Origin of the sequence: Microbacterium sp. DWRC1-3 (genome assembly GCF_049896645.1) — a bacterium.
GTDB classification, from domain to species: domain Bacteria; phylum Actinomycetota; class Actinomycetes; order Actinomycetales; family Microbacteriaceae; genus Microbacterium; species Microbacterium maritypicum.
In genome coordinates this window covers 2,231,724-2,251,440 of the sequence record NZ_JAFCUS010000001.1, presented here as the reverse complement: position 1 = coordinate 2,251,440, position 19,717 = coordinate 2,231,724, and the positions used below count along the sequence as shown (strand labels likewise).

The 19,717-nt window shown below is 69.7% G+C and carries 22 protein-coding genes; 11 read left to right on the top strand and 11 right to left on the bottom strand.

Annotated features, from left to right (window positions below):
- Positions 1-46 precede the first annotated feature (46 nt).
- Genes ACP699_RS10920 through ACP699_RS10910 form a run of 3 tightly spaced genes read right to left on the bottom strand, consistent with a single transcriptional unit; the run spans position 47 to position 2,620 of the window.
- Positions 47-1,339 (bottom strand): sensor histidine kinase, encoded by a 1,293-nt coding sequence (locus tag ACP699_RS10920; protein WP_426171090.1) that lies wholly within the window; start codon positions 1,337-1,339, stop codon positions 47-49.
- Positions 1,340-1,355: 16 nt separating this feature from the next.
- A complete protein-coding gene (locus tag ACP699_RS10915; RefSeq protein WP_017829831.1) occupies positions 1,356-2,033 on the bottom strand; it encodes a response regulator transcription factor in 678 nt (225 codons plus the stop codon).
- 53 nt (positions 2,034-2,086) lie between these two features.
- Positions 2,087-2,620 carry a putative immunity protein gene (locus tag ACP699_RS10910; RefSeq protein WP_426171087.1) on the bottom strand — a complete coding sequence of 178 codons (534 nt, stop codon included), beginning with the start codon at positions 2,618-2,620 and terminating at the stop codon, positions 2,087-2,089.
- A gap of 274 nt (positions 2,621-2,894) precedes the next feature.
- Here ACP699_RS10910 and ACP699_RS10905 point away from each other — a divergent pair, with 274 nt between their 5' ends.
- Positions 2,895-3,839, top strand: coding sequence for a TY-Chap domain-containing protein (locus tag ACP699_RS10905; protein ID WP_426171085.1), 945 nt, complete (start codon positions 2,895-2,897; stop codon positions 3,837-3,839).
- A gap of 71 nt (positions 3,840-3,910) precedes the next feature.
- Here the strand turns inward: ACP699_RS10905 and ACP699_RS10900 are convergent, their stop codons facing one another.
- A complete protein-coding gene (locus ACP699_RS10900) occupies positions 3,911-4,660 on the bottom strand; it encodes a DeoR/GlpR family DNA-binding transcription regulator (protein WP_055871317.1) in 750 nt (249 codons plus the stop codon).
- 54 nt (positions 4,661-4,714) lie between these two features.
- On the opposite strand from ACP699_RS10900, the gene ACP699_RS10895 reads away from it, so the two are divergent.
- Together ACP699_RS10895 and ACP699_RS10890 are read left to right on the top strand one after the other, a co-directional pair.
- A complete protein-coding gene (locus ACP699_RS10895) occupies positions 4,715-5,080 on the top strand; it encodes a DUF4406 domain-containing protein (protein ID WP_200942494.1) in 366 nt (121 codons plus the stop codon).
- Positions 5,081-5,089: 9 nt separating this feature from the next.
- On the top strand, positions 5,090-5,266 hold the full coding sequence (locus ACP699_RS10890; protein ID WP_055871313.1) for a hypothetical protein: 177 nt from the start codon (positions 5,090-5,092) through the stop codon (positions 5,264-5,266).
- 7 nt (positions 5,267-5,273) lie between these two features.
- Here ACP699_RS10890 and ACP699_RS10885 read toward each other — a convergent pair whose 3' ends face one another.
- Positions 5,274-6,215: an SDR family oxidoreductase gene (locus ACP699_RS10885; protein ID WP_055871310.1), complete on the bottom strand. Its 942-nt coding sequence runs from the start codon at positions 6,213-6,215 to the stop codon at positions 5,274-5,276.
- 123 nt (positions 6,216-6,338) lie between these two features.
- Between ACP699_RS10885 and ACP699_RS10880 the strand changes: the two genes are divergently transcribed.
- The gene (locus tag ACP699_RS10880) at positions 6,339-7,181 is read left to right on the top strand and encodes a helix-turn-helix transcriptional regulator (RefSeq protein ID WP_426171080.1); all 843 of its coding nucleotides are present in this window, start codon (positions 6,339-6,341) and stop codon (positions 7,179-7,181) included.
- Positions 7,182-7,185: 4 nt separating this feature from the next.
- Here ACP699_RS10880 and ACP699_RS10875 read toward each other — a convergent pair whose 3' ends face one another.
- Positions 7,186-8,568, bottom strand: coding sequence for an LLM class flavin-dependent oxidoreductase (locus tag ACP699_RS10875; protein WP_426171078.1), 1,383 nt, complete (start codon positions 8,566-8,568; stop codon positions 7,186-7,188).
- Positions 8,569-8,690: 122 nt separating this feature from the next.
- On the opposite strand from ACP699_RS10875, the gene ACP699_RS10870 reads away from it, so the two are divergent.
- From ACP699_RS10870 to ACP699_RS10845, 6 genes are all read left to right on the top strand, one after another.
- On the top strand, positions 8,691-10,133 hold the full coding sequence (locus ACP699_RS10870) for an adenosylhomocysteinase (protein ID WP_426171076.1): 1,443 nt from the start codon (positions 8,691-8,693) through the stop codon (positions 10,131-10,133).
- Positions 10,130-11,443, top strand: coding sequence for an amidohydrolase family protein (locus ACP699_RS10865; RefSeq protein ID WP_288969046.1), 1,314 nt, complete (start codon positions 10,130-10,132; stop codon positions 11,441-11,443). The genes ACP699_RS10870 and ACP699_RS10865 overlap by 4 nt, the downstream gene beginning before the upstream one ends.
- Complete coding sequence (locus ACP699_RS10860) at positions 11,440-11,868, top strand: cupin domain-containing protein (RefSeq protein WP_055871295.1); 429 nt, start codon at positions 11,440-11,442, stop codon at positions 11,866-11,868. The genes ACP699_RS10865 and ACP699_RS10860 overlap by 4 nt, the downstream gene beginning before the upstream one ends.
- Positions 11,869-11,946: 78 nt before the next feature.
- Positions 11,947-12,798, top strand: coding sequence for an ABC transporter substrate-binding protein (locus tag ACP699_RS10855; RefSeq protein WP_055871287.1), 852 nt, complete (start codon positions 11,947-11,949; stop codon positions 12,796-12,798).
- A complete protein-coding gene (locus ACP699_RS10850; RefSeq protein ID WP_426171073.1) occupies positions 12,795-13,661 on the top strand; it encodes an amino acid ABC transporter permease in 867 nt (288 codons plus the stop codon). Before ACP699_RS10855 ends, ACP699_RS10850 begins: the two co-directional genes overlap by 4 nt.
- Positions 13,658-14,395, top strand: coding sequence for an amino acid ABC transporter ATP-binding protein (locus ACP699_RS10845; protein WP_055871285.1), 738 nt, complete (start codon positions 13,658-13,660; stop codon positions 14,393-14,395). The genes ACP699_RS10850 and ACP699_RS10845 overlap by 4 nt, the downstream gene beginning before the upstream one ends.
- Before the next feature lie 22 nt (positions 14,396-14,417).
- On the opposite strand, the gene pnuC is transcribed toward ACP699_RS10845, so the two are convergent.
- The 3 genes from pnuC to ACP699_RS10830 form a co-directional block, all read right to left on the bottom strand.
- Complete coding sequence (gene pnuC, locus ACP699_RS10840) at positions 14,418-15,128, bottom strand: nicotinamide riboside transporter PnuC (protein ID WP_055871280.1); 711 nt, start codon at positions 15,126-15,128, stop codon at positions 14,418-14,420.
- Positions 15,129-15,130: 2 nt separating this feature from the next.
- On the bottom strand, positions 15,131-15,658 hold the full coding sequence (locus ACP699_RS10835; protein ID WP_055871278.1) for a GNAT family N-acetyltransferase: 528 nt from the start codon (positions 15,656-15,658) through the stop codon (positions 15,131-15,133).
- Positions 15,659-15,782: 124 nt separating this feature from the next.
- The gene (locus ACP699_RS10830; protein WP_055871275.1) at positions 15,783-16,988 is read right to left on the bottom strand and encodes a hypothetical protein; all 1,206 of its coding nucleotides are present in this window, start codon (positions 16,986-16,988) and stop codon (positions 15,783-15,785) included.
- Positions 16,989-17,070: 82 nt separating this feature from the next.
- On the opposite strand from ACP699_RS10830, the gene ACP699_RS10825 reads away from it, so the two are divergent.
- A complete protein-coding gene (locus ACP699_RS10825) occupies positions 17,071-18,420 on the top strand; it encodes a DUF222 domain-containing protein (RefSeq protein WP_426171069.1) in 1,350 nt (449 codons plus the stop codon).
- Positions 18,421-18,468: 48 nt separating this feature from the next.
- Here ACP699_RS10825 and ACP699_RS10820 read toward each other — a convergent pair whose 3' ends face one another.
- Together ACP699_RS10820 and ACP699_RS10815 are read right to left on the bottom strand one after the other, a co-directional pair.
- The gene (locus ACP699_RS10820) at positions 18,469-18,708 is read right to left on the bottom strand and encodes a hypothetical protein (protein WP_055871270.1); all 240 of its coding nucleotides are present in this window, start codon (positions 18,706-18,708) and stop codon (positions 18,469-18,471) included.
- Positions 18,709-18,796: 88 nt separating this feature from the next.
- Positions 18,797-19,714 carry a DUF808 domain-containing protein gene (locus tag ACP699_RS10815; protein ID WP_426171066.1) on the bottom strand — a complete coding sequence of 306 codons (918 nt, stop codon included), beginning with the start codon at positions 19,712-19,714 and terminating at the stop codon, positions 18,797-18,799.
- Positions 19,715-19,717 lie beyond the last annotated feature (3 nt).

Below are 19,717 nucleotides of genomic sequence, written 5' to 3'. Positions count from 1 at the left end.
CCTGAAGCGTCCTGAAGACCTCTTCAGGAACCTCGGGTCCGTCTGGTCAGGCGCCGAGGGGCAGGGTGAGCACGAAGCGCGCACCACCCCAGCGGGAGTCGTCGACCGTGAGGGTTCCGTGGCCGCTGGCGGCGATGCCGCGGGCGATCGCGAGGCCCAATCCGCTGCCTCCGGCGTCGCGGCTGCGGGCCTCGTCGAGGCGGACGAAGCGCTCGAAGATCCGCTCCCGCTCCTCGGCCGGCACCCCGGTGCCGTCGTCCTCGATCGTGACGAACACGTATCCGTCCGATGGCGTCACCCCGATCGCGACGCGCCCGCGGCTGTGGCGCACGGCGTTGTCGGCGAGGTTTCGCACCAGCTGCCCGAGCAGTCGCGGGTCGCCGTGCACCCGGGCGGCGTGGATCCCGGAGCCGTCGACGTCGATTCCCGCGGCCCGGAGCCGGCGCACCTCGCCGAGGGCGATGTCGTCGAGGTCGACCGCCTCGTCATGGGTGCTCGCTCCCTCATCCAGGCGGGCGAGCAGCAGCAGTGATTCGACGATGCCCTGCAGGCGCAGTCCCTCCTCCGACACCACCTCGGCGAGTTCGCCGATGCTTGTCACATCGGGATGGGCCTGGGCGAGTTCGGCATGCTGACGGATCGTCGCGAGGGGCGAGCGCAGCTCGTGGGAAGCGTCCGAGACGAAGCGCCGCTGCGCGGTGGCCGCAGCGTCGAGCCGATCGAGCATGCCGTTCATGGTCGTCGCGAGCGCGGCGATCTCATCGGCGGTCTCCGGCACCGGTACCCGCTGGTGCAGGCGCTCTGCGGTGATGCCGTCGACCTCTTCGCGGATGAGCTCGACCGGGCGGAGGGCTCGGCCGACCACCGACCATGTGGTCACGGCGACGAGCAGCAGAAGCAGGGGGAGGGCGATGGCCAGCAGCGTCGCGACCGTCGCGAGGGTCTCGTCATCGTCCTCCATCGAGACGGCGAGCACGAGGGTCTGGTCGCGCTCGATGTCCTCGGAGACGACGAGGACGGTCTCTCCGTCGACAGTGGTCGTCTGCGGATCGTCGTCGACGGGGAGGGGTGTCGACCCGAGCTTCTCCCTGGCGTCTTCGCTGGCGGCGCGCACCGAACCGTCCGCACCGATGATCTGCAGGATCTCGTCGTCGAGCGCATCGATGTCCTTGCCGCCGGGGCCGCCCGCGCGTTCGGTGAGCTCTTCGAGGCGCTGTTCCGCCGCGCGCTCGGTGCTGCCGTGGATGCTGGCGCTGAGCACGCCGTAGAACGAGAAGGCGCCGATGAGGAGTGCGACGGCGACGACGACGGTGGCGCCGAGCGTGGTCCTGCCGCGCACAGAGCGCCAACTGCGACTAGCCACCGTCGGCCGCCAGCCGGTAGCCCGCTCCGCGGATGGTCTCGATCGCCTCGCGTCCGAACGGCTTGTCGAGCTTGCGGCGCAGGTGCCCGACGTAGACCTCGACGATGTTGGGATCGCCGTCGAAGTCGTCGTCCCAGACGCCGTCGATGAGGGTGCGCTTCGACAGCACCTGGCCGCGATGACGCATCAGGTATTCGAGCACCGAGAACTCCCGAGCGGTCAGGCTCACGGGAGTCTCGCCCCGCCAGACCCGGTGCGCTGCGGGATCGAGCCGCAGATCGCCCGCTTCCAGGATCGCCGGACGCGCGACGGCTCCGCGCCGCACGAGAGCACGCAGGCGCGCGACGAGGATCGCGAACGAGAAGGGCTTGGTGACGTAGTCGTCGGCCCCGGTCTCGAGCGCTTCGACCTGGTCCCACTCGCCGTCCTTCGCCGTGAGCATCAGCACGGGGGTCCAGTTCTCTTCGGCCCTGAGCGCCTCGCACACCTTCCAGCCGCTCATGCCCGGCATCATCAGGTCGAGCACGATCGCGTCGTACCGTGTCTCACGCGCGCGCCAGAGTCCGTCGACGCCGTTGTGTGCCACGTCGACGGCGAAGCCCTCGGCCTCCAGGCCGCGGCGCACGCCCTCGGCCAGACGCACCTCGTCGTCCACCACCAGGATCCGCATGCCTCCAGTGTGGCCGCTCGACGCTGAATCGGGGCTGAAGCGGGTCGTGAGCCTCAGGCGCCGAGGGCGGCCTGGATCTCGCGGATCACCTCCCCGAGCGTGCCGGAGGCGAGCAGGCCCGGGCCGAGGGGGCCCGCGGTGTCGGAGCCGAGGGGAGGCAGTCGCCGGAGTGCGGATGAGACCTCGGGCGACAGGGCGGCGAGCTGCCACCGCACCTCGGCGGCGCGGGCATCCGGGTCCTCCGGGTGCGTGAGCTCCACGGCCTTCGCGGCGTAGGCGGCGGCTCCGAGCGCATGGGCACCCATGTGCGCGACCCCTGCGGCCTGGGCGGCCGAGCGGGCTGCGGCGACCCCCGCGGGTGAAGCGGCGCTGTGGGCGGCCCGGCCCGCGACGAAGCGGCGACGGATCTCTCCCGCGGCCGTGAGCTCACCCCGTGCGAAGGCTCGAGCTCGCGCGATGGCGTCGCGCGCGCGGTCGTCGTCGGGTGCCTCCGCGTCGAACAGGGGCAGCACCCGTGCCGCGCAGTCGGCCGCCCACACCGCGACGATCCGTCGCTCGGCCTCGGTCATGCCTTGCGCAGTGGTCATGCTCGCCCCGCTCGCCGTTCGGCACCCTGCGGGAAGCCACGGACCGTCTCGATGATCTCCTGCATCTCCATCCCTCAATGATGAACGTCACGTGCGTAGGTGGACTCTGATGCCGAAAGGATGGGGAAGATCATGACAAACCCTCCAGAGCATGTGATGACCACGGTCGCGCTCGGGCGACGGGTGGGGGTACTCGGCGCAGCAGCTGCGCGACCTCGCCCGGGCGCTCGTCATCCGCGGCGTCGGACGGCTCGCTTAGGGTGGCTCGTATGACATGCAGCTCTCTGTTGGCGACGCCGACGCGCGGGCTCGCCGCGCCGACCCGGAAGCCGGGGTGCTGAACGTGCAGAAGTCAGGACGGTACGTTCGCGTCGGGAACACGGACTACCCGCTCGCCACACCCGGAGGCCATTGGGCACTCTGGAGCTCGACCCCGGTCGAGGGCTTCCGGCGGATCGGGAACGGGTGGGTCCGCAACATCGCTCCGGATGAACAGCTGGAGTGCTTCCGCGTCGAGTACAGCGGCACGTATCGCGGCATCACGGTCACCGTAGAGCCTGGCGGAGACGGGCCGGACCGTCGAGGGCTGGCGCGGCTCGACACCCTCGATCCGCGAGCAGCCGAGCAGGGATTCGAGATGCTCGGGTTCGAACGGCCGGAGCTGCAGCCGTGGCTGAAGTTCGTACCCATGGATGATCCCGACCTCGACTTCGAGACGATCCGCACGCCTGAGCCGATGCCGTGGGCTGCGACGAGCCGAGACGCCGTCGCGCAGCGTTCCGTCCCGCGGGCATCCGACGCGCAGCCGTCGGCGTGGGGAGCCTTCGGGCTCCGTCTCGTCACGGCGCTCCGCGGTGTGACCGACCAGGTGTTCCTCATCGTGTCGGTCGACGGTGACCCGCTGCGCTACGTCCAGTTCGCCGGAGATCCCGACAAGCTGTACGCCGAGGCGCCGGGGCTCGATGTGGTCACGGATGCCGACGAGACGGTGCTGAAGGCCGCCGGCTGGGAAGAGCCGGGGGTCGCGCAGCCGAACTGGACCTCGGAACTCGCGCTGCCTGCGTACGCGGCCGACTATCGGGAGTTCGCCGATAGGTGCGTCGCTGCGCTGCGCGACGCCTATCGGGTGTCGAGTCCCGACGTCCTCGTGCACCGTGCCTGGCGCGATCAGGAGCAGACCTCGCTCGACTTCCCCGGACTCGGTCGCGCCCAGCTCTGATCGGCGTCGGCCGGAACCGAAGGGGCGTGAAACTCAGGGGATCATGCTCGTGCGCTCGCCGCCCACGCCCATCACTCCCGTCCGGCGATCCTCGACTCGACCTCCGCGGTGAGCGGGTTGTCGTCGGCCGGGTCGGTGATGATCGCGGTGACGGCGTCGAGCGCGAGGATGGGATAGCGCGCGACAGCGCCGATCTTCTCCTCGCTCGCGAGCACGACGGTCTCGGTGCAGCGCGAGGCCAGTGCCCGCTTGGTGACGGCATCCTCGAGCTCGCCGGTGGTCAGGCCGCGTGCGGGATCGATGCCGGTGGCTCCGAGGAAGAAGGTGTCGGCCGCGAGGTGCTGGATGGCCTCCATCGCCATTCCGCCGCCGGTCACCAGTGAGTGTCGAGAGAGCTCCCCACCGACCATGATCACCCGTGCGTCCGAGTGCTCCGCCGCCGCGAGTGCGACAGTCGGGCTCGCCGTGATCACCGTGAGCCCCGTGCCGGAGGGCAGTATCCGGGCCATGGCGAGAGTGGTCGTGCCGGCATCGAGGATGATCGTCGAGTCGGGCCGGATGGTGGCCACCGCCGCGCGTGCGACGCGCTCCTTGCTCGCGGTCGCCAGCTCGGTGCGTTCGCTCACCGGGGCCTCCGGGGCAGGGATCGGCAGGGCGCCGCCGTACACGCGCTGGAGCTTTCCCTCTTCGGCGAGTTCCCGGAGGTCGCGTCGGATCGCGTCCTCCGAGACCCCGACCTCGTCGGCGACGGTCTTGGCCACCACCCGTCCATCACGGGCGAGAAGGTCGAGCAGGTGGTCTTTGCGCTGGGCGGCGAGCATGCGTTTCCTCACGAAGTTGCACGATTGTGCATGATTCAGACTACAGTCATCCCCATGACGACGCCACTGCTGATCCTGATCGCCGGCCCCTACCGCTCGGGCACCGACGGCGACCCCGCCCTCATCGCGAGGAACCTCGCCCGCCTGGAGGAGGCCGCGGGCCCGATCTTCCGCCTCGGCCACGTGCCGATGATCGGAGAATGGGTGGCGCTCCCGGTGCTGCGCACGCTCGAACCGGTGGATGCCGGAGAGGGCGACGTGATGTACGAGACGGCCCGCCGCCTGCTGCAGCACTGCGATGCCGTGCTGCGTCTGCCGGGGGAGTCCTCGGGTGCGGACAAGGACGTCGAGATCGCGCAGGAGCTCGGACTTCCCGTCTACCGGTCGCTCGACGAGATTCCCTCAGCCGCGACTCCGTAGGCTGGAGGCATGACCAAGAACATCTGGACCATCCTCGGCGTCATCCTCGCCGTCGTGATCGCGTGGTGGATCGTGAGCGCGCTGTTCTCGGTGCTGGCCTTCATCTTCAAGCTCATGATCGTCGCCGTCGTCGCGGTCGTGGTCTTCCTGGTGCTCCGCGGGATCTTCAGCCGCAGCGACGACTGACCAGCCGTCACCGCGGGTAGGTCACGCCGCTCAGCTGCTCCGAGAGGTCCCAGCTGCGCGCGGCATCCGCCGTGCTCCGCAGCGGACGGTACAGAGCCTGCTCGGCTGGAGCGCCGCCCATGTGACCCGGACCGCGCGGTCCGTACAGCCGCCCGGGGACGGCGGATGGCGACACCGCCGCGAACAGGGCGGGCAGAGCGGCGCTCTCCGCCGTGCCGACTATCAGCCCGCGCTGGGAAGCCCACCGGATCACCCTCACCTCGACGGTGTCGTCGGCGCGACCGAGTTCCGGACGAGCGGCGAGCAGGCTCGTGGGGGCGACTCCGGGGTGGGAGAGGTTCGACGTGATGCCCCATCCGAGCGCTCGGCTGCGCCGATCGAGTTCGAGCCCGAAGAGTCCGAACGCGATCTTCGACTGCCGGTAGGCCCGCATCCCGTCGTAGGACTGCCCCCAGTTCGGGTCCTGCCAGTTGATCGTTCCACGGGCCGCGGCCACGCTCACCTGGGAGGTCACGCGCGCCTGCCCGGCGCTGAGCAGGGGGAGCAGGTGCGCGACCAGGGCGAAGTGCCCGAGGTGGTTCGTCCCGTACTGCACCTCGAACCCGTCGATGGTCGTCTGACGGTCAGGCGGGGTCATCACCCCGGCGTTGTTGATGAGCAGATGCACGGGGCTGCCGTCCCTCCGCATCGCCTCGCCGAACTCCGCCACGGAGTCGAGCGATGAGAGGTCGAGCGGCGACGTCCGCACCTGCGCATCCGGCGCAGCATCCCTGATCGTCGCGGCGGCGGCATCCCCCTTCCGCGGATTGCGCACGGGAAGCACGATCTCGGCTCCGGCGCGGGCGAGACGCGTGGCGATGTGCAGGCCGATGCCGTCGCTCCCTCCGGTCACGACAGCGCGGCGGCCGACGAGAGAGGGGACCTGGATGGGGGGAATGCGCGGGGTCATGATGCTCCTTCGTGTCTTCTGCCAGCGTGGAGGCTGCGCCGGCGCGCAACCAGGACTCCCCATGCAGTGGATAAGCGCATCGGGCGAGTGCGAGGATCGGGACGTCGGCAGGAGGACGCGGATATGGCCATCGACAGGGCGGCACTCGCAGGGTTCCTGCGACTACGGCGAGACAGCCTGCAACCGGAGGACGTGGGGCTGACGCGCGGAGCGAGGCGTCGGACCGAAGGCCTTCGGCGTGAGGAGGTCGCCGCCCTCAGCCACATGTCGGCCGACTACTACGCCCGTCTCGAACGGGGTGATGGCCCGCTGCCGTCGGAGCAGATGCTCGCTGCCATCGCGCAAGGGCTTCACCTGTCGATCGATGAGCGCGACCATCTGTTCCGCCTCGCCGGGCACCCTCCGCCCACCCGAGGAGGAGTGAGCGACCACATCAGTCCCGGCATGCTGCGGATCCTCGATCGGCTGCAGGACACTCCGGCCGAGATCGTGACCGAACTCGGAGAGACACTGCGGCAGACCCCTCTCGGCAGGGCGCTCACCGGCGAGACATCCCAGCTCACCGGGCTGGAACGCAGCCTCGGATACCGCTGGTTCAGCGACCATTCGACCCGCGACCTGTACGACCCCGCTGAGCATGAGTTCCTGTCGCGGCTGTGGGTGTCGGGTCTGCGCGAGGTCATCGCTCGGCGGGGTCCGACATCGCGCGCTGCGCGTATGGTCGACTCGCTGCAGGAGCACAACGCCGAGTTCCGCGAGATCTGGGAGCGTCACGAGGTCGGGCTCCGGCCCCGCGAGACGAAGCACTTCGTGCATCCCGAGCTCGGCGCGCTGGAGCTGTCCTGCCAGAGCCTCGTGGACCCCGAGCAATCGCACTTCCTGCTCGTGTACACCGCGGTCCCGGGCTCCGCGAGCTACGAGAAGCTCCGACTCCTCTCCGCCCTGGCGCCGCGCTCTCTCGTCTAGCGGTTCACGCCCGGGCGAACGCCCCGACGCGGTATTTCGCGGCGCGGTGCGTGTCCTGCACGCGGTCGCCGCGGCCGTGGAGCTTGTTGCGAAGAGTGCCCGGCGCGTACTCCTCGGGATAGGCGCCGCGCTCGCGCAGCACCGGAATCACGTGCTCGATGATGTCCTGCCAGGTGCCGGGGGTGACCGCGTAGGCGAGGTTGAAGCCGTCGATGTCGGTCGCCTCGACCCAGGACTGCAGCTCGTCGGCGATCTCGACGCCGGACCCGACGATCGTGGGGCCGAGGCCGCCGATCGCGTTGTGGCGTCCGAAGTCGCCGACGGTCCATTCGCGGCCGAGGTCGGCCTCTTCCTTCAGGTGCTGCAGAACCGACTGGATCGCGTTCGACTCGACGTTCCCGACCGGCTCGTCCTCGGCGTACTGCGACAGATCCACGCCCATCCACCCCGACATGAACGTCAGGGCGCCTTCGGGGCTCGCGTAGGAGAGGTACTCCGCGTGCTTCGCCGTCGCCTCTTCGGCGGTGGCGGCGGTGATCATGGTGAGCAGCGTGTAGATGCGGGCGTCGTACCGGTCGCGTCCTGCCGCCTCGAGGGCGTCGCGAATGCGCCTGACCGTTCCGGCGAGCACCTCCTTCGAGGGGGCGGCGACGAAGATGGCCTCGGCGTTCTCGGCCGCGAACTTCACGCCGCGCGGACTCGCACCGGCCTGGTAGATCACCGGCGTGCGCTGTGGCGAGGGTTCGGAGATATGGATGCCGGGCACGCTGAAGTGTTTCCCCTCATGCCCGATCGGGTGCACCTTGGCCGGGTCGGTGAAGATGCCGCGCTCGCGGTCCTCGACCACGGCGTCGTCTTCCCACGACCCCTCCCAGAGCTTGTAGAGCACCTCGACGTACTCGTCCGCGTGGTCGTAGCGGTCATCGTGGGCGAGCTGGTCCTCCTGGCCCATGTTGCGCGCGGCGCTGGGCAGGTATCCGGTCACGACGTTCCAGCCGACGCGGCCCTGCGTGAGGTGGTCGAGGGTGCTCAACCGGCGCGCGAACGGGTAGGGGTGCTCGAACGCGGTGCCGGCCGTGATGCCGAAGCCCAGGTTCTCGGTGACCGCGGCCATCGCGCTCACCAGCAGGATCGGGTCGTTCACCGGCACCTGGGCGCCGTTGCGGATAGCGGCCTCGTTCGTGCCGCCGTACACGTCGTAGGTGCCGAGCACGTCGGCGATGAAGATGCCGTCGAAGGTCGCGCTCTCCAGCAGCTTCGCAAGCTCCGTCCAGTACGAGATGGTGTTGTACTGGCGCGAACGGTCGTCGGGGTGCCGCCACAGGCCGGACGACTGGTGGGCGACGCAGTTCATGTCGAAGGCGTTGAAGCGGATCTGACGGGTCATGCCCCCATGAAAGGGGAAGGGCGTGGACGAATCCAGAGTCCCCGAAATGCACGGACACATTCCGGGTGCGGGTCTGCCTCGCCCTGGCATTCGGCCACCCCCGCGGGCTCTACCCTTGACTGGTGACCGACGAGACCGTGACCGCCCAGCGGCTGGTGCGCCGCTTCGCCCGTGAGACCAACCTGCTCGTGTCGGGCCGGGAGTTCTCGGTCATCGGGACGGATGGCGTGGCCGAGGCTCTCCGCGCCCTGCTTCCGGCGCTCGGTGCGCATCTCGGCGACGCGGGGGTCGTGTTCGCGCCGGGAGGGACGCCCGAGATCCTGCTCGACGGTGAGGCGCTGCCGCCCCGCGAGAGGGCCGAGGATCGCGTCGATGCGGCCGGACGCCATATGCCCGTCGCGACCGACCGTGCGCGGCGTCTGCACGAGAACGGCACGGTGCGCGGAGTGCGCATCGGCATCGCGATGGTGCTCGAGCCGAAGACCGCCCAGCTCGCCCTGCTGCTGCGGGATGCGGGAGCCATGGTCGCCGTCTACGCCCACCCCGATGAGATCGACGTCGAGGTCGCCGAGGTGCTGCGTTCCCGCGGGATCCCGGTCGACGGCGATCCCTCGCTCTCTGGAGCCGCCGAACGCGCCGCCGCCGTGTCGTTCCTGCGCCGCGGCTTCGACCTGCTGCTCGACGACGGCTCGCACCTGATCCGCCTCGCGCATGAGGAGTCTCTCGCGCCGCAGCTGCGAGGTGCGGCCGAGGAGACCACGAGCGGTCTCACACCGCTGCGGCTCATGGAGCAGGAGGGCGTGCTCGAGATCCCCGTGATCGCGGTGAACGACGCCCCGACCAAGACCTCCTTCGACAACCGATACGGCACCGGGCAGTCGTGCGTGTTCGCGATCGCCGACGCGTTGGACGACGCCGGCATCGACCTTCGTGACCAGCCGGCGGTCGTGGTCGGCTACGGGCCCGTCGGCGAGGGCGTCGCCGCCCACCTGCGTGCGCTCGGCGCGCAGGTCGGCGTCAGCGAGACCGATCCGGTGCGCGCCCTCCGGGCCGCGCACGACGGGTACCGCATCGGACGTCTGCACGATCTCGCCCCCGGTGCGCTCGTCGTCTCGGCCACAGGGGCGCCGCACACGGTCGACGCCGAGGTGCTGCGCACAGCGGCGATCGTCGCGGTCGCGGGTGGCGTCCCGCACGAGATCGACCTCGATGCGTCGACGCTGCGACCGTATGAGGGAGTGAACGGCGAGGTCTCCGCTTTCGTCGAGCGCGCCGGCACCGGGGCGCTCGTGATCGCCCGCGGCGGATGTGTGAACCTGTCCGCGGGGGAGGGCAACCCGATCGAGATCATGGACCTGTCGTTCTCGGTGCAGCTCTTCGCCGTCGAGCACCTTCTCGCCCACGAACTGCCCGCCGGCGTGCATCCGCTCCCGGCCGAGGCCGACGTCACGATCGGCACCGCCGCTCTCGCCCTGCGCGGAGAGCACATCGACCAGCGCAGCCGCGCGCAGGTCGACGCGCAGCGCGAGTGGCGCTCGCCGCGATTCCGAGGAGAGTCCGCATGACCGCCGTCACCGTCTACTCGGCAGGTCTCGTGGTGCCGATCACCGCGCCTCCCATCGTCGACGGCGCTGTGGCCGTGCGCGAGGGGCGGATCATGCATGTCGGCGAACGCGAGTGGGTGCTCCGATCGCTGTCCGAGCGCGGCATCGACGCGGACGAGGTGCACTGGCCGGGCGTGCTGACCCCCGGACTCGTGAACGCCCACACGCACCTGCAGTACACCGGCATGGCCTCGGTCGGCCGTGGCCAGTACGACGGCTTCGACGACTGGGTGCGGGCATTCGACCCGGTGTACGAAGGCGGTCGCGACTGGGCGGCGGATGCGGCGGACGGCGCGGCTCAGGCGCTGCGCTCCGGCACGACGGCCGTGGCCGACGTGGTGACCGATCGTGCGGCGGCGACCGCTCTGCACGACGCCCGGCTGCACGGCATCACCTACTGGGAGGTGATGAGCTGGACCAACGCCGACTGGGCGCGCACCGGACGCACCCAGGTCGAGCAGGCCCTCGACGCGCTGCCGACCCCGCCCGGAACCGGCCTCTCGCCGCACGCCCCGTACTCGCTCGACATCGAGCCGCTCCTGGAGATCCCCGACATCGTGCGCGAGCGCGGCGGGCGCATCCACATCCACCTCGGAGAGGCCGCGTTCGAGAGCGAGTTCGCGCACGAGCATCCACAGGCCTGGCATACCGCGGGGCTCGCCAGCTTCCAGGAGCTGCGCAAGGCCGGATTCGGTACCAGCGCCACCGAGTTCGTCGATCAGCTCGGCGTGCTCGGGCCCGACTGCCACATCGCCCATGGTGTCTACATGAGCGCCAGGGACCGTGCCATCCTGCGCGAGCGCCGCACGACCGTGGCCCTGTGCCCGCGGTCGAACGCCGTCATCGGACTCGAGGAGCCGCCGATCGCGGCGTATCTGCGCGAGGGCAGCCCGATCGCCGTGGGCACCGACTCGCTGTCGTCGAGCCCCTCGCTCGACGTGCTGGCCGACGTGGCCGAGCTCGCGCGCATCGCCCGCTCGCAGGGCTACACCGACCGTGACCTGCACGCCCGCCTGCTGGGTGCCGCGACTCTCGGCGGGGCGCACGCCATGGGGATCGACGTGGGTCCCGACCGCACCGGGTACCTCGCCGTGGGGGCGCTCGCCGACCTGACGTTCTTCGACGTGCAGGCCGGCCCCGACGCCGTTCCCGAACTCGTCGAGCACGGGGCGGGCCGCACCGCCGCCACGATCGTCTCCGGCGAGGTCCGTTTCGCGATCGACTCCTTCGACCGCGCCGCGGTCGCCCCCGAGACCGGAGGTGTCTCATGACACAGCGCCCCACGACCGCCGAGCGGCTCGACCTCGCCCCGCACCCCGAGGGTGGCTGGTTCCGCCGAACCTGGACGAGCCCTCTGCCCGTCGAGACGCCGAACGGTCCACGACCGGCGGCCACCTGCATCCACTACCTCCTGCGTCCATCGGAGAAAAGCGAATGGCACGTCGTGACCAGCGACGAGCTGTGGCTGTGGCACGGACCTGGGCGACTCGAGCTGAGCCTCGGCGGCGATGGCGCGGAACCGGGCGAAGCGACCGCCGTGGTGCTCGGCCCCGACGACGCCGCGCAGGTGCTGGTGCCCGCCGGGGTCTGGCAGGCCGCCCGTCCGCTGGATGCGGAGGAGGTCCTGGTGTCGTGCTTCGTGTCCCCAGGTTTCGATTTCGCCGATTGGCGACTGGCCGCATCGCCTACTCTGTAGAGGCAGACCCGTCTCTGCAGAAGCAGACCCGTCCTGCCTCGCCGTCTTCTCCATACCCTTCCTCGCCCTGGAGTCATCGTGCCCTTCGCCCCCTCTCTCCGCCGCGCGACGGTCGTCGCCGCTGCGGCCGCCGCCATCGCCCTCACCCTCTCCGCGTGCAGCACGCCGTCGACCGACTCCGGCAGCGGAGATGGCTCGGGACTTCCGACCGTGACCGAGGGCAAGCTCACCATCGCCACGGGTGAGCCCAACTACGAGCCGTGGTTCGTCGACGACGACCCCTCCAACGGCGAGGGCTTCGAGGGTGCGGTCGCCAACGCCGTCGCCGAGCAGCTCGGCTACACGGCCGACGACATCGTCTGGGTGCGCACCACCTTCGACGGCGCCATCGCGCCCGGCCCCAAGGACTGGGACATCAACCTGCAGCAGTTCTCCATCACCGACGACCGCAAGAAGGCCGTCGACTTCTCGTCGCCGTATTACACGACCACGCAGGCCGTCGTCGCGGTCGGCGGCTCGCCCGCGGCGTCGGCGACGACCATCGACGAGCTCAAGGCCACCAAGGTCGGCGTCGCCAGCGGCACCACCAGCTACACGGTCGCCAAGGCTCAGCTCGGCGAGGCCGACCTCAACGTCTTCAACTCGGTCGACGACGTCGTGCTCGCACTCAAGGGCGGTCAGATCGACGCCATGATCACCGACCTCCCCGGCGCCTTCTACGTCGTCGGCGCCCAGCTCGACGATGGCGTGGTCACCGGACAGTTCGCCGACGCGAACGGCGGAGACGACTTCGGCATCGTGCTGCCCAAGGGCTCAGCCCTCACGGCCGATGTCACCAAGGCGGTCGACGCCCTGCGCGACAACGGCACGCTCGACGAGCTGCAGCAGAAGTGGCTCAGCGACGCGGTCGACGTCCCCGTCCTGAAATGACCTCGACCTCCGTCGACGCGGAGTGGCAGCCGAGCGAGCTCGAGCTGTCACGCCGCGCTCTGCGGCGTCGGGCGACCACCCGATCCGTCCTGATCGCGTTCGGCAGCAGCATCGCGCTGTTGGCGGTGCTGATCGTGGTCGTCGTCAACACCCCAGGTTGGGCGATCGTCAGCCAGACGTTCTTCGACCCGCAGGTCGCACTCCAGAGCATCGGACCGGTCTTCCAGGGCCTGCTCGTCAACCTGCTGGTGCTCGTCATCGCCGTGGTCTGCGTCGCGATCCTCGGCACGCTCCTGGCCACCATGCGTTCGCTGCGCGGCCCGGTGTTCTTCCCGCTGCGCGCGCTCGCCGCGGCCTACACCGACTTCTTCCGCGGCATCCCGCTGCTGATCGTTCTCTACCTCGTCGGCTTCGGCATCCCCGCGCTGGGGATCTTCCCGCGCATGCCCCCGATGTTCTGGGGCACGATCGCGCTGGTCCTGACCTACTCGGCCTATGTCGCCGAGGTGCTCCGTGCGGGCATGGAGGCAGTGCACCCCTCGCAGCGCATCGCGGCGCGCTCGCTCGGCCTCACTCACGGCCAGACCCTGCGGATCGTCGTGATCCCGCAGGGTGTGCGCAAGGTCGTCCCCGCCCTCATGAACGACTTCGTGTCGATGCAGAAGGATGTCGGCCTGATCTCGGTGCTCGGGGCGGTCGATGCGGTGCGCGCAGCTCAGCTGATGGTCGCCGAGACCTACAACTTCACGCCCTACGTCGTCGCCGGTCTCATGTTCATCGTGCTCAGCTGGCCGATGATCCGCCTTACCGATGTCGTCACGGCGCGTCTGAACAAGCGCGAGCAGGCCGGAGGAGTCGTATGAGCGTCCCCGTGATCGAGGCCAGGGGCGTGCGCAAGCGCTTCGGCGACCACGACGTGCTGCGCGGCATCGACCTCTCGGTCGGCACACACGAGGTCGTCGTGCTGATCGGCGCCTCGGGCTCCGGCAAGTCGACGCTGCTCAAGACCATGAACCTCATCGAGGGCATCGACGACGGACAGATCTTCCTGTCCGGCGAAGACATCACCGACCCGCGGGTCGACGCCGATGCCGTGCGGGCGCGGATCGGTGTCGTTTTCCAGCACTTCAACCTGTTCCCGCACCTCACCGTGCTCGACAACGTCACGCTCGCGGCGGTGCGCGTGCACGGCATGCGCAAGACGGAGGCGCGGGCCAAGGCGCGCGAGCTGCTCGATACTCTCGGGCTCGGCGCCAAGGCCGACGAGTATCCTGACCGGCTCTCGGGCGGACAGCAGCAGCGCGTGGCGATCGTGCGCGCCGTCCTCACGCAGCCCGAGGTGCTGCTGCTCGACGAGATCACCAGCGCGCTCGACCCGCAACTGGTCGGCGAGGTGCTCGACCTGGTGCGGCAGCTGAAGCAGCAGGGCGCCACGATCGTGATGGCGACCCACGAGATGTCGTTCGCCCGCGAGGTCGCCGACCGCATCGTGTTCCTCGAGCACGGCGTCGTCGTCGAGCAGGGCCCGCCCTCTCAGGTGTTCGACGCCCCGCAGCACGCCGCCACCGCGGAGTTCCTGGCACGCGTGCAGCACTGAGTCGAGGTGCTCGACGAAGCACTCAGGCGAGCTCGTCCTCCGGCCGTCGAGGACTCGGGTCGGGCGGCAGGATCTCGATCGGATGCGCGGCGGTGCGCTGAGCCCGCCACCAGATCACGAAGCCGATCGCGGTGAAGACGCCGTAGAACACGTACATGAAGCCCGTCGCGTAGTAGCCCGAGCTGAACAGCAGGGGCACCCCGACCACGTCGACAGCGATCCAGACCAGCCAGAACTCGGTCCAGCCCTTGGCCATGCCGTAGGTGGCGAGCAGCGACCCGACGAATGTCCAGGCATCGGCCCAGACCGGCTCCCACGACCCCAGCAGACGGAACAGCGGCGTGAGGGCCACGGTGCCGACGACCATCACCAGCACCATGCCGATGCGCGCGCTCGTCGGTGCCCAGCGCGGCACCACACGTCCGCCGTCGAGATTCCGCCAGCGGATCCAGCCGTAGATCGCCACGGCGATGAACATGATCTGCCGCCCGGCCTGACCCAGCAGATGCGGGAGTGACGGATCGGGGCTGAGTGCGGAGCCCAGGAACACCGTGAGCAGCAGCAGGTTGCCGATGATGCCGACCGGCCACGCCCACACCTTGCGACGCATGCCGCCGAGCGCACTCGCGAGACCGAACGCGTTGCCCACGACCTCGCGCACCAGGAGCGTCTGCCCGCCGGGCAGCATCCACTGTGAGTTGAAGGCGTCGACGAACCACTCGAGCAGGTTCATCGTCAGGAACCGGCGTCGGGCTCGACGCGGTCGTCGAGCACCAGCTGCAGCATGCTCAGATCGAGCCAGCGCCCGAACTTGGTGCCCACCTGCGGCATGCGTCCGACCTCGACGAAGCCCAGGCGCTCGTGCAGGGCGATGGAGGCGGCGTTCCCGCTCTCGATCCCCGCGATCATCACGTGCATCCCCGCGGCGGTGGCGCGCTCGACGAGCGCGGCCATCAGGGCCGTGCCGATGCCGCGACCGTGCTGACCGCCGAGAACGTAGACCGAGTGCTCGACCGTGAGTCGGTAGCCGCTGTGGGGACGCCACTGCGCGTATGACGCGTAGCCCAGCACGCCGGTGTCGTCGACCGCGACGATGACCGGGTAGCCGCGGGTGGTGCGATCGGCGAGCCAGGCGACGCGGTCGGCGAGGTCGACCGCCTCCTCGTTCCAGATCGCGGTGGTGTGCAGCACGGCATGGTTGTGGATCGCGGTGATCGTCTCGAGATCGGCGGTCTCGGCATCCCTGATTCGCACGGCTGTCATCGGCGGGCGGTCTCTCTTCTTCAGCGCTTCGGGTGCGCGTGCTTCGTCGGCGCTCGGGTGCGCATCGCCGACGCTAGCAGGAGGAACCGGTGTCCGGGGGGAAGCAACCGAACAGTTACGCAGCTCAGCCCACGGGCCTCGCGCTCACGGCCTCGCGCACGAGGATCGCGCGCCTCATGTCGACCATGATCGGGTCGAAGAAGCGCTCCCGATAGCGGGCCTCGCTCACGGCGGAGAACACGAACGGCAGGGCCGCGATCACCGAGAGCAGGGTGGCCGCCTTGAGCAGGTTCACGGTGAGCGGCAGCTTCGCTCCGAAGAACTCCAGAGGCTGGACGGCGAGCGGCTGCGCGGCGCTGCCGGGGCCGAGCCAGATGCCGACGACCCCCGTGGGGACCGCGATGCCGCCGATCACGATCAGCAGCGCCGCGAGGAGACCCGCGAAGAACAGCGCCTGCACCAGCTGCGCGACGGTCATGGCGAGCAGGATGTTGATGCGCTGCGGTGCGCGCAGTCGACCCGGAGCGCCGGGCACGAGGCGGCGCCCTTCGGCGGGGGTGCCGAGCAGCAGTGCGCTTCGCTGTTCCGCTGTGGGCGCCTGCGCGTCGTCGTCGATCTCGGACGCGCTGACCCGCAGCACGACGATGCCGGCGAGCACGGCGACGACGAGGCCGAGCAGGGCGATCGATCCCCAGGACAGGGCGGAGGCCATCTGCCACACCTCGGCCGAGAAGAAGGAGAACACGACCAGCATCAGGATGACCGGGAGAGCGATCGAGGCCATGTGTCCGATCGCCGAGGCGTTGCGCACCGCGAGGCGCGAGGCCCAGGAGATCATCGCGCCACCGCCCATGCCGGTGACCAGGATGCAGAGAGCGAGGACGAGGATCGTCCGCAGCACCGGACCGACGGTCGCATCCGGCTGGACGCTGTAGCCGTAGCTGATCGTGAAGGCGAGGCAGGCGGCGATCAGCAGGAGTGCGACTGCCGTGCCGATGCCCATCGGGAGACGACGCAGCACGGCGCGCACCAGGAAGTAGGCGGCCCAGGCGAGCCCTGCCGAGAGCGTGAAGAGCACGACGGCGACGACCACGACGAAGGCGGCCTCCTCGGCCGAGTCGTCGAGGGCGAAGTCGAACACGACCTCGATCCCGTCCTGGAAGAGATAGGCCGCCACGGCGACCCACGCGATCAGCGGCGCGACTCGTCGCGGAAGGTCGGTGAACCAGCGCCGCAGCGGCACGAACGTCGGAAGGCCCTGTTCGCGGAACCAGCGGTCGGCGTCGCGCTTCGTGCTGTGCGGCTTCGGCGAGGGCGGGGACGTGGGCATGGCGATGAGATTACGGCATCCGCGATGCCCGAGTTATCCACAACCCTTCTGAATCTTCGAATATATGTTCTAAACTGGAGGCATGGCAAACCCGCATCTGAACCCCGTCCTCGAGGCAGTGAAGTGCCTCGAAGACGCGTGGGGCGATGCGACGAACGCGAGCAACCTGACCCGAGCGGAGCTGCTCGAGGCGCACCGGGCGTTGGGGCTGGTGCAGCGTCGACTCGACGGCGTCCACGCCGAGATCGCGGCGAGCATCGCCCGGGAATCGCGTCCCGAACTGGGAGCTGCGGGTCTCGCGAAGCAGCAGGGCTTCCGCAGCCCGGCGACCATGATCGCCGCAACGACCGGCGGATCGACAGGCGACGCGGTGCGGCTCGTGAAGGTGGGGGAGGCGACCGCGCCTCGGGCGAACCTGATCGGCGAGCCCCTTCCGCCGCGGTATCCCGAGGTGCAGCGGGCGATCGGTGCCGGCGTGCTCGGTGCGGCATCCGCGGCGCTGATCGTGACCCTGCTCGATCGGGCGCGACTCAAGGTCGGCGTCGACCGCATCGTCGAGGCCGAGCGTCTGCTCGTCGAGCGTGCCGAGGGGCTCTCGCTCGATGATGTGCGCAAGCTCGTCGCGCATGCCGAAGCCTGGCTCGACCCCGACGGTGTGGCACCGCGCGAAGAAGAGGCCAGGTCGCGGCGCTCGCTGACCATGTTCGAGCGCGACGGGTCGCTGCACCTCACCCTGCAGACCGACATCGCCTCCGGGGCACCCGTGAAGGCGGCGATCCAGGCCTACGTCACGGCGACGTTCCAGACGCGGGCGCACGCGCTCGACCCCGAGGCGCCCGATGCCGACCGTCGCACGGTCGGAATGATCCAGGCCGACGCGCTCACAGAGATCTGCGCGCATGCGAGCGGATGCGACAACGGCGGGCTGCCGGTGTCCGGGGCGACCGTCGTCGTCCGTGTGGGGCTCGGCGACCTGACGACCGGCGCCGGGTTCGCGACGGTCGACGGCCTTGACGAGCCGGTCAGCATCGCTGCATGTCGTCGGATGGCGGCGGGCGGTGGCATCATCCCCGTCGTGCTCGGCGGTGAAGGCGAGATCCTCGACTGGGGGCGCGAGAAGCGGTTGTTCACCCGTGCGCAGAGGCTCGCGCTCGTGGAGCGTGACGGCGGCTGTGTCATGTGCGGGCTGCCCCCGCAACTGACCAAGGCGCATCATCTGCGCTGGTGGCAACGTGATGGCGGATCGACCGATCTCGACAACGGCGTGCTGCTCTGCGACAGCTGTCATCACCGCATCCACGACAACGAGTGGGAGATCAGGATCGAGGGGTGCGGCTTCGCCGCGCGGGTGTGGCTCATCCCGCCGCCGAACGTCGACCCCGAGCGCAGACCGAGACTCGGCGGCAGAGCCCGGTACGACATCGCGGCGTGAGGGTGCCGTCTCCTCGGACAGACACCTTCGTCGCGCTCGCCGGTGGACTCAGCGCGCCGAGGTCGAGGCGGTCTCGATGGATCTCAGTCGGGAGGTGATGGTGGCGAAACCCGCTGACCAGGCGGTGCCCAGCCCCGCAGCCGTGGCTCCGGCAGCAGTGAGTTGGCCCCCGGACTCGTCGATGGCGGCGAAGACGAACCAGACCGCGGCCGCACCGATCCCCACGATGGCGGTGGCGGAGATCAGGCGCCGGGTCCGACGCAACTGCGTGGCGTGATCGGTGCTCATGCTCCGATCAAACCGGAGCGGACGACAGGCCACATCCCCCGCGCGGTGGATAGCGACGAGACGGCCAGGCTCAGGCTCGGGCTCGGATTCAGACGTGCACGTCGGCGGGGGATTCCTCGCCCTCGTGGAAGCTGGGCGTCTTGCCGAACAGCCGCGCGATGCCCAGCACGATCCCGACGATGACCAGTCCCAGAAGAAGACCGGCGATCGCGGAGATGATCGTGTCCACGATCCAGACCACGACCGGACCGAGGCCGTGGAGCGCGTGCTCCACGGCGTGCAGCATGTCGACCGGGAAATGCCAGCCCACCTCGCCGAGGTTGACGAGCACCAGGTGGCCACCGACCCACAGCATCGCGACCGTGCCGAGGATGCTGATGAACCGGAAAACCGCGGGCATGGACCGCACGATCCTGGTGCCGGTGTGACGCACGCGCTGCACCGGGTTCTTCGCCATCTTCAGGCCGATGTCATCGATCTTCACCAGCAGCGCGACGGCGCCGTAGACGACGCCCGTCATCAGAAGCGCGATCACGGCGAGGATCGCCAGGGTCGCCCAGATGTCGAGGCCCTTGTCCAGGCTCGCCAGCGAGATCAGCATGATCTCGGTCGAGAGGATCAGGTCGGTGCGCACCGCACCCAGCACGAGCTTCTTCTCATCGCGCGCGCCTTCGTCGGCGTGGCCGTGCTGCACGCCGAACCACTCCAGCACCTTCTCCGCGCCCTCGAAGCAGAGGTACGCACCACCCAGGATCAGCAGATACGGCAGCACCCAGGGCGCGAACGCGGTGAGCAGCAGGGCGGCCGGGATGATGATCAGGAACTTGTTCGCAAGCGACCCCAGAGCGATCTTGCCTACGACGGGCAGCTCCCTGGCCGGTGTGAGGCCCTGCACGTACTGCGGGGTGACCGCGGCGTCATCGATCACGACGCCGGCCGCCTTCGCCGACGCCTTCATCGCAGCGCTCAGGATGTCATCGACGACGGCGAGCAGTCCAACGGACATGGG

Excerpts from the sequence above, each read along its gene's own strand:
- ACP699_RS10900 (WP_055871317.1), bottom strand. The coding sequence starts at position 4,660 with ATGCTCGCCGCCCAGCGCAAAGACCACCTGCTCGACCTTCTCGCCCGT.
- ACP699_RS10895 (WP_200942494.1), top strand. The coding sequence starts at position 4,715 with ATGACGACGCCACTGCTGATCCTGATCGCCGGCCCCTACCGCTCGGGC.
- ACP699_RS10835 (WP_055871278.1), bottom strand. The coding sequence starts at position 15,658 with ATGACAGCCGTGCGAATCAGGGATGCCGAGACCGCCGATCTCGAGACG.
- ACP699_RS10885 (WP_055871310.1), bottom strand. The coding sequence starts at position 6,215 with ATGACCCCGCGCATTCCCCCCATCCAGGTCCCCTCTCTCGTCGGCCGC.
- ACP699_RS10910 (WP_426171087.1), bottom strand. The coding sequence starts at position 2,620 with ATGACCACTGCGCAAGGCATGACCGAGGCCGAGCGACGGATCGTCGCG.
- ACP699_RS10860 (WP_055871295.1), top strand. The coding sequence starts at position 11,440 with ATGACACAGCGCCCCACGACCGCCGAGCGGCTCGACCTCGCCCCGCAC.
- ACP699_RS10850 (WP_426171073.1), top strand. The coding sequence starts at position 12,795 with ATGACCTCGACCTCCGTCGACGCGGAGTGGCAGCCGAGCGAGCTCGAG.
- pnuC (WP_055871280.1), bottom strand. The coding sequence starts at position 15,128 with ATGAACCTGCTCGAGTGGTTCGTCGACGCCTTCAACTCACAGTGGATG.
- ACP699_RS10815 (WP_426171066.1), bottom strand. The coding sequence starts at position 19,714 with ATGTCCGTTGGACTGCTCGCCGTCGTCGATGACATCCTGAGCGCTGCG.
- ACP699_RS10845 (WP_055871285.1), top strand. The coding sequence starts at position 13,658 with ATGAGCGTCCCCGTGATCGAGGCCAGGGGCGTGCGCAAGCGCTTCGGC.
- ACP699_RS10880 (WP_426171080.1), top strand. The coding sequence starts at position 6,339 with ATGGCCATCGACAGGGCGGCACTCGCAGGGTTCCTGCGACTACGGCGA.
- ACP699_RS10915 (WP_017829831.1), bottom strand. The coding sequence starts at position 2,033 with ATGCGGATCCTGGTGGTGGACGACGAGGTGCGTCTGGCCGAGGGCGTG.
- ACP699_RS10865 (WP_288969046.1), top strand. The coding sequence starts at position 10,130 with ATGACCGCCGTCACCGTCTACTCGGCAGGTCTCGTGGTGCCGATCACC.
- ACP699_RS10825 (WP_426171069.1), top strand. The coding sequence starts at position 17,071 with ATGGCAAACCCGCATCTGAACCCCGTCCTCGAGGCAGTGAAGTGCCTC.
- ACP699_RS10820 (WP_055871270.1), bottom strand. The coding sequence starts at position 18,708 with ATGAGCACCGATCACGCCACGCAGTTGCGTCGGACCCGGCGCCTGATC.
- ACP699_RS10830 (WP_055871275.1), bottom strand. The coding sequence starts at position 16,988 with ATGCCCACGTCCCCGCCCTCGCCGAAGCCGCACAGCACGAAGCGCGAC.
- ACP699_RS10875 (WP_426171078.1), bottom strand. The coding sequence starts at position 8,568 with ATGACCCGTCAGATCCGCTTCAACGCCTTCGACATGAACTGCGTCGCC.
- ACP699_RS10890 (WP_055871313.1), top strand. The coding sequence starts at position 5,090 with ATGACCAAGAACATCTGGACCATCCTCGGCGTCATCCTCGCCGTCGTG.
- ACP699_RS10905 (WP_426171085.1), top strand. The coding sequence starts at position 2,895 with ATGCAGCTCTCTGTTGGCGACGCCGACGCGCGGGCTCGCCGCGCCGAC.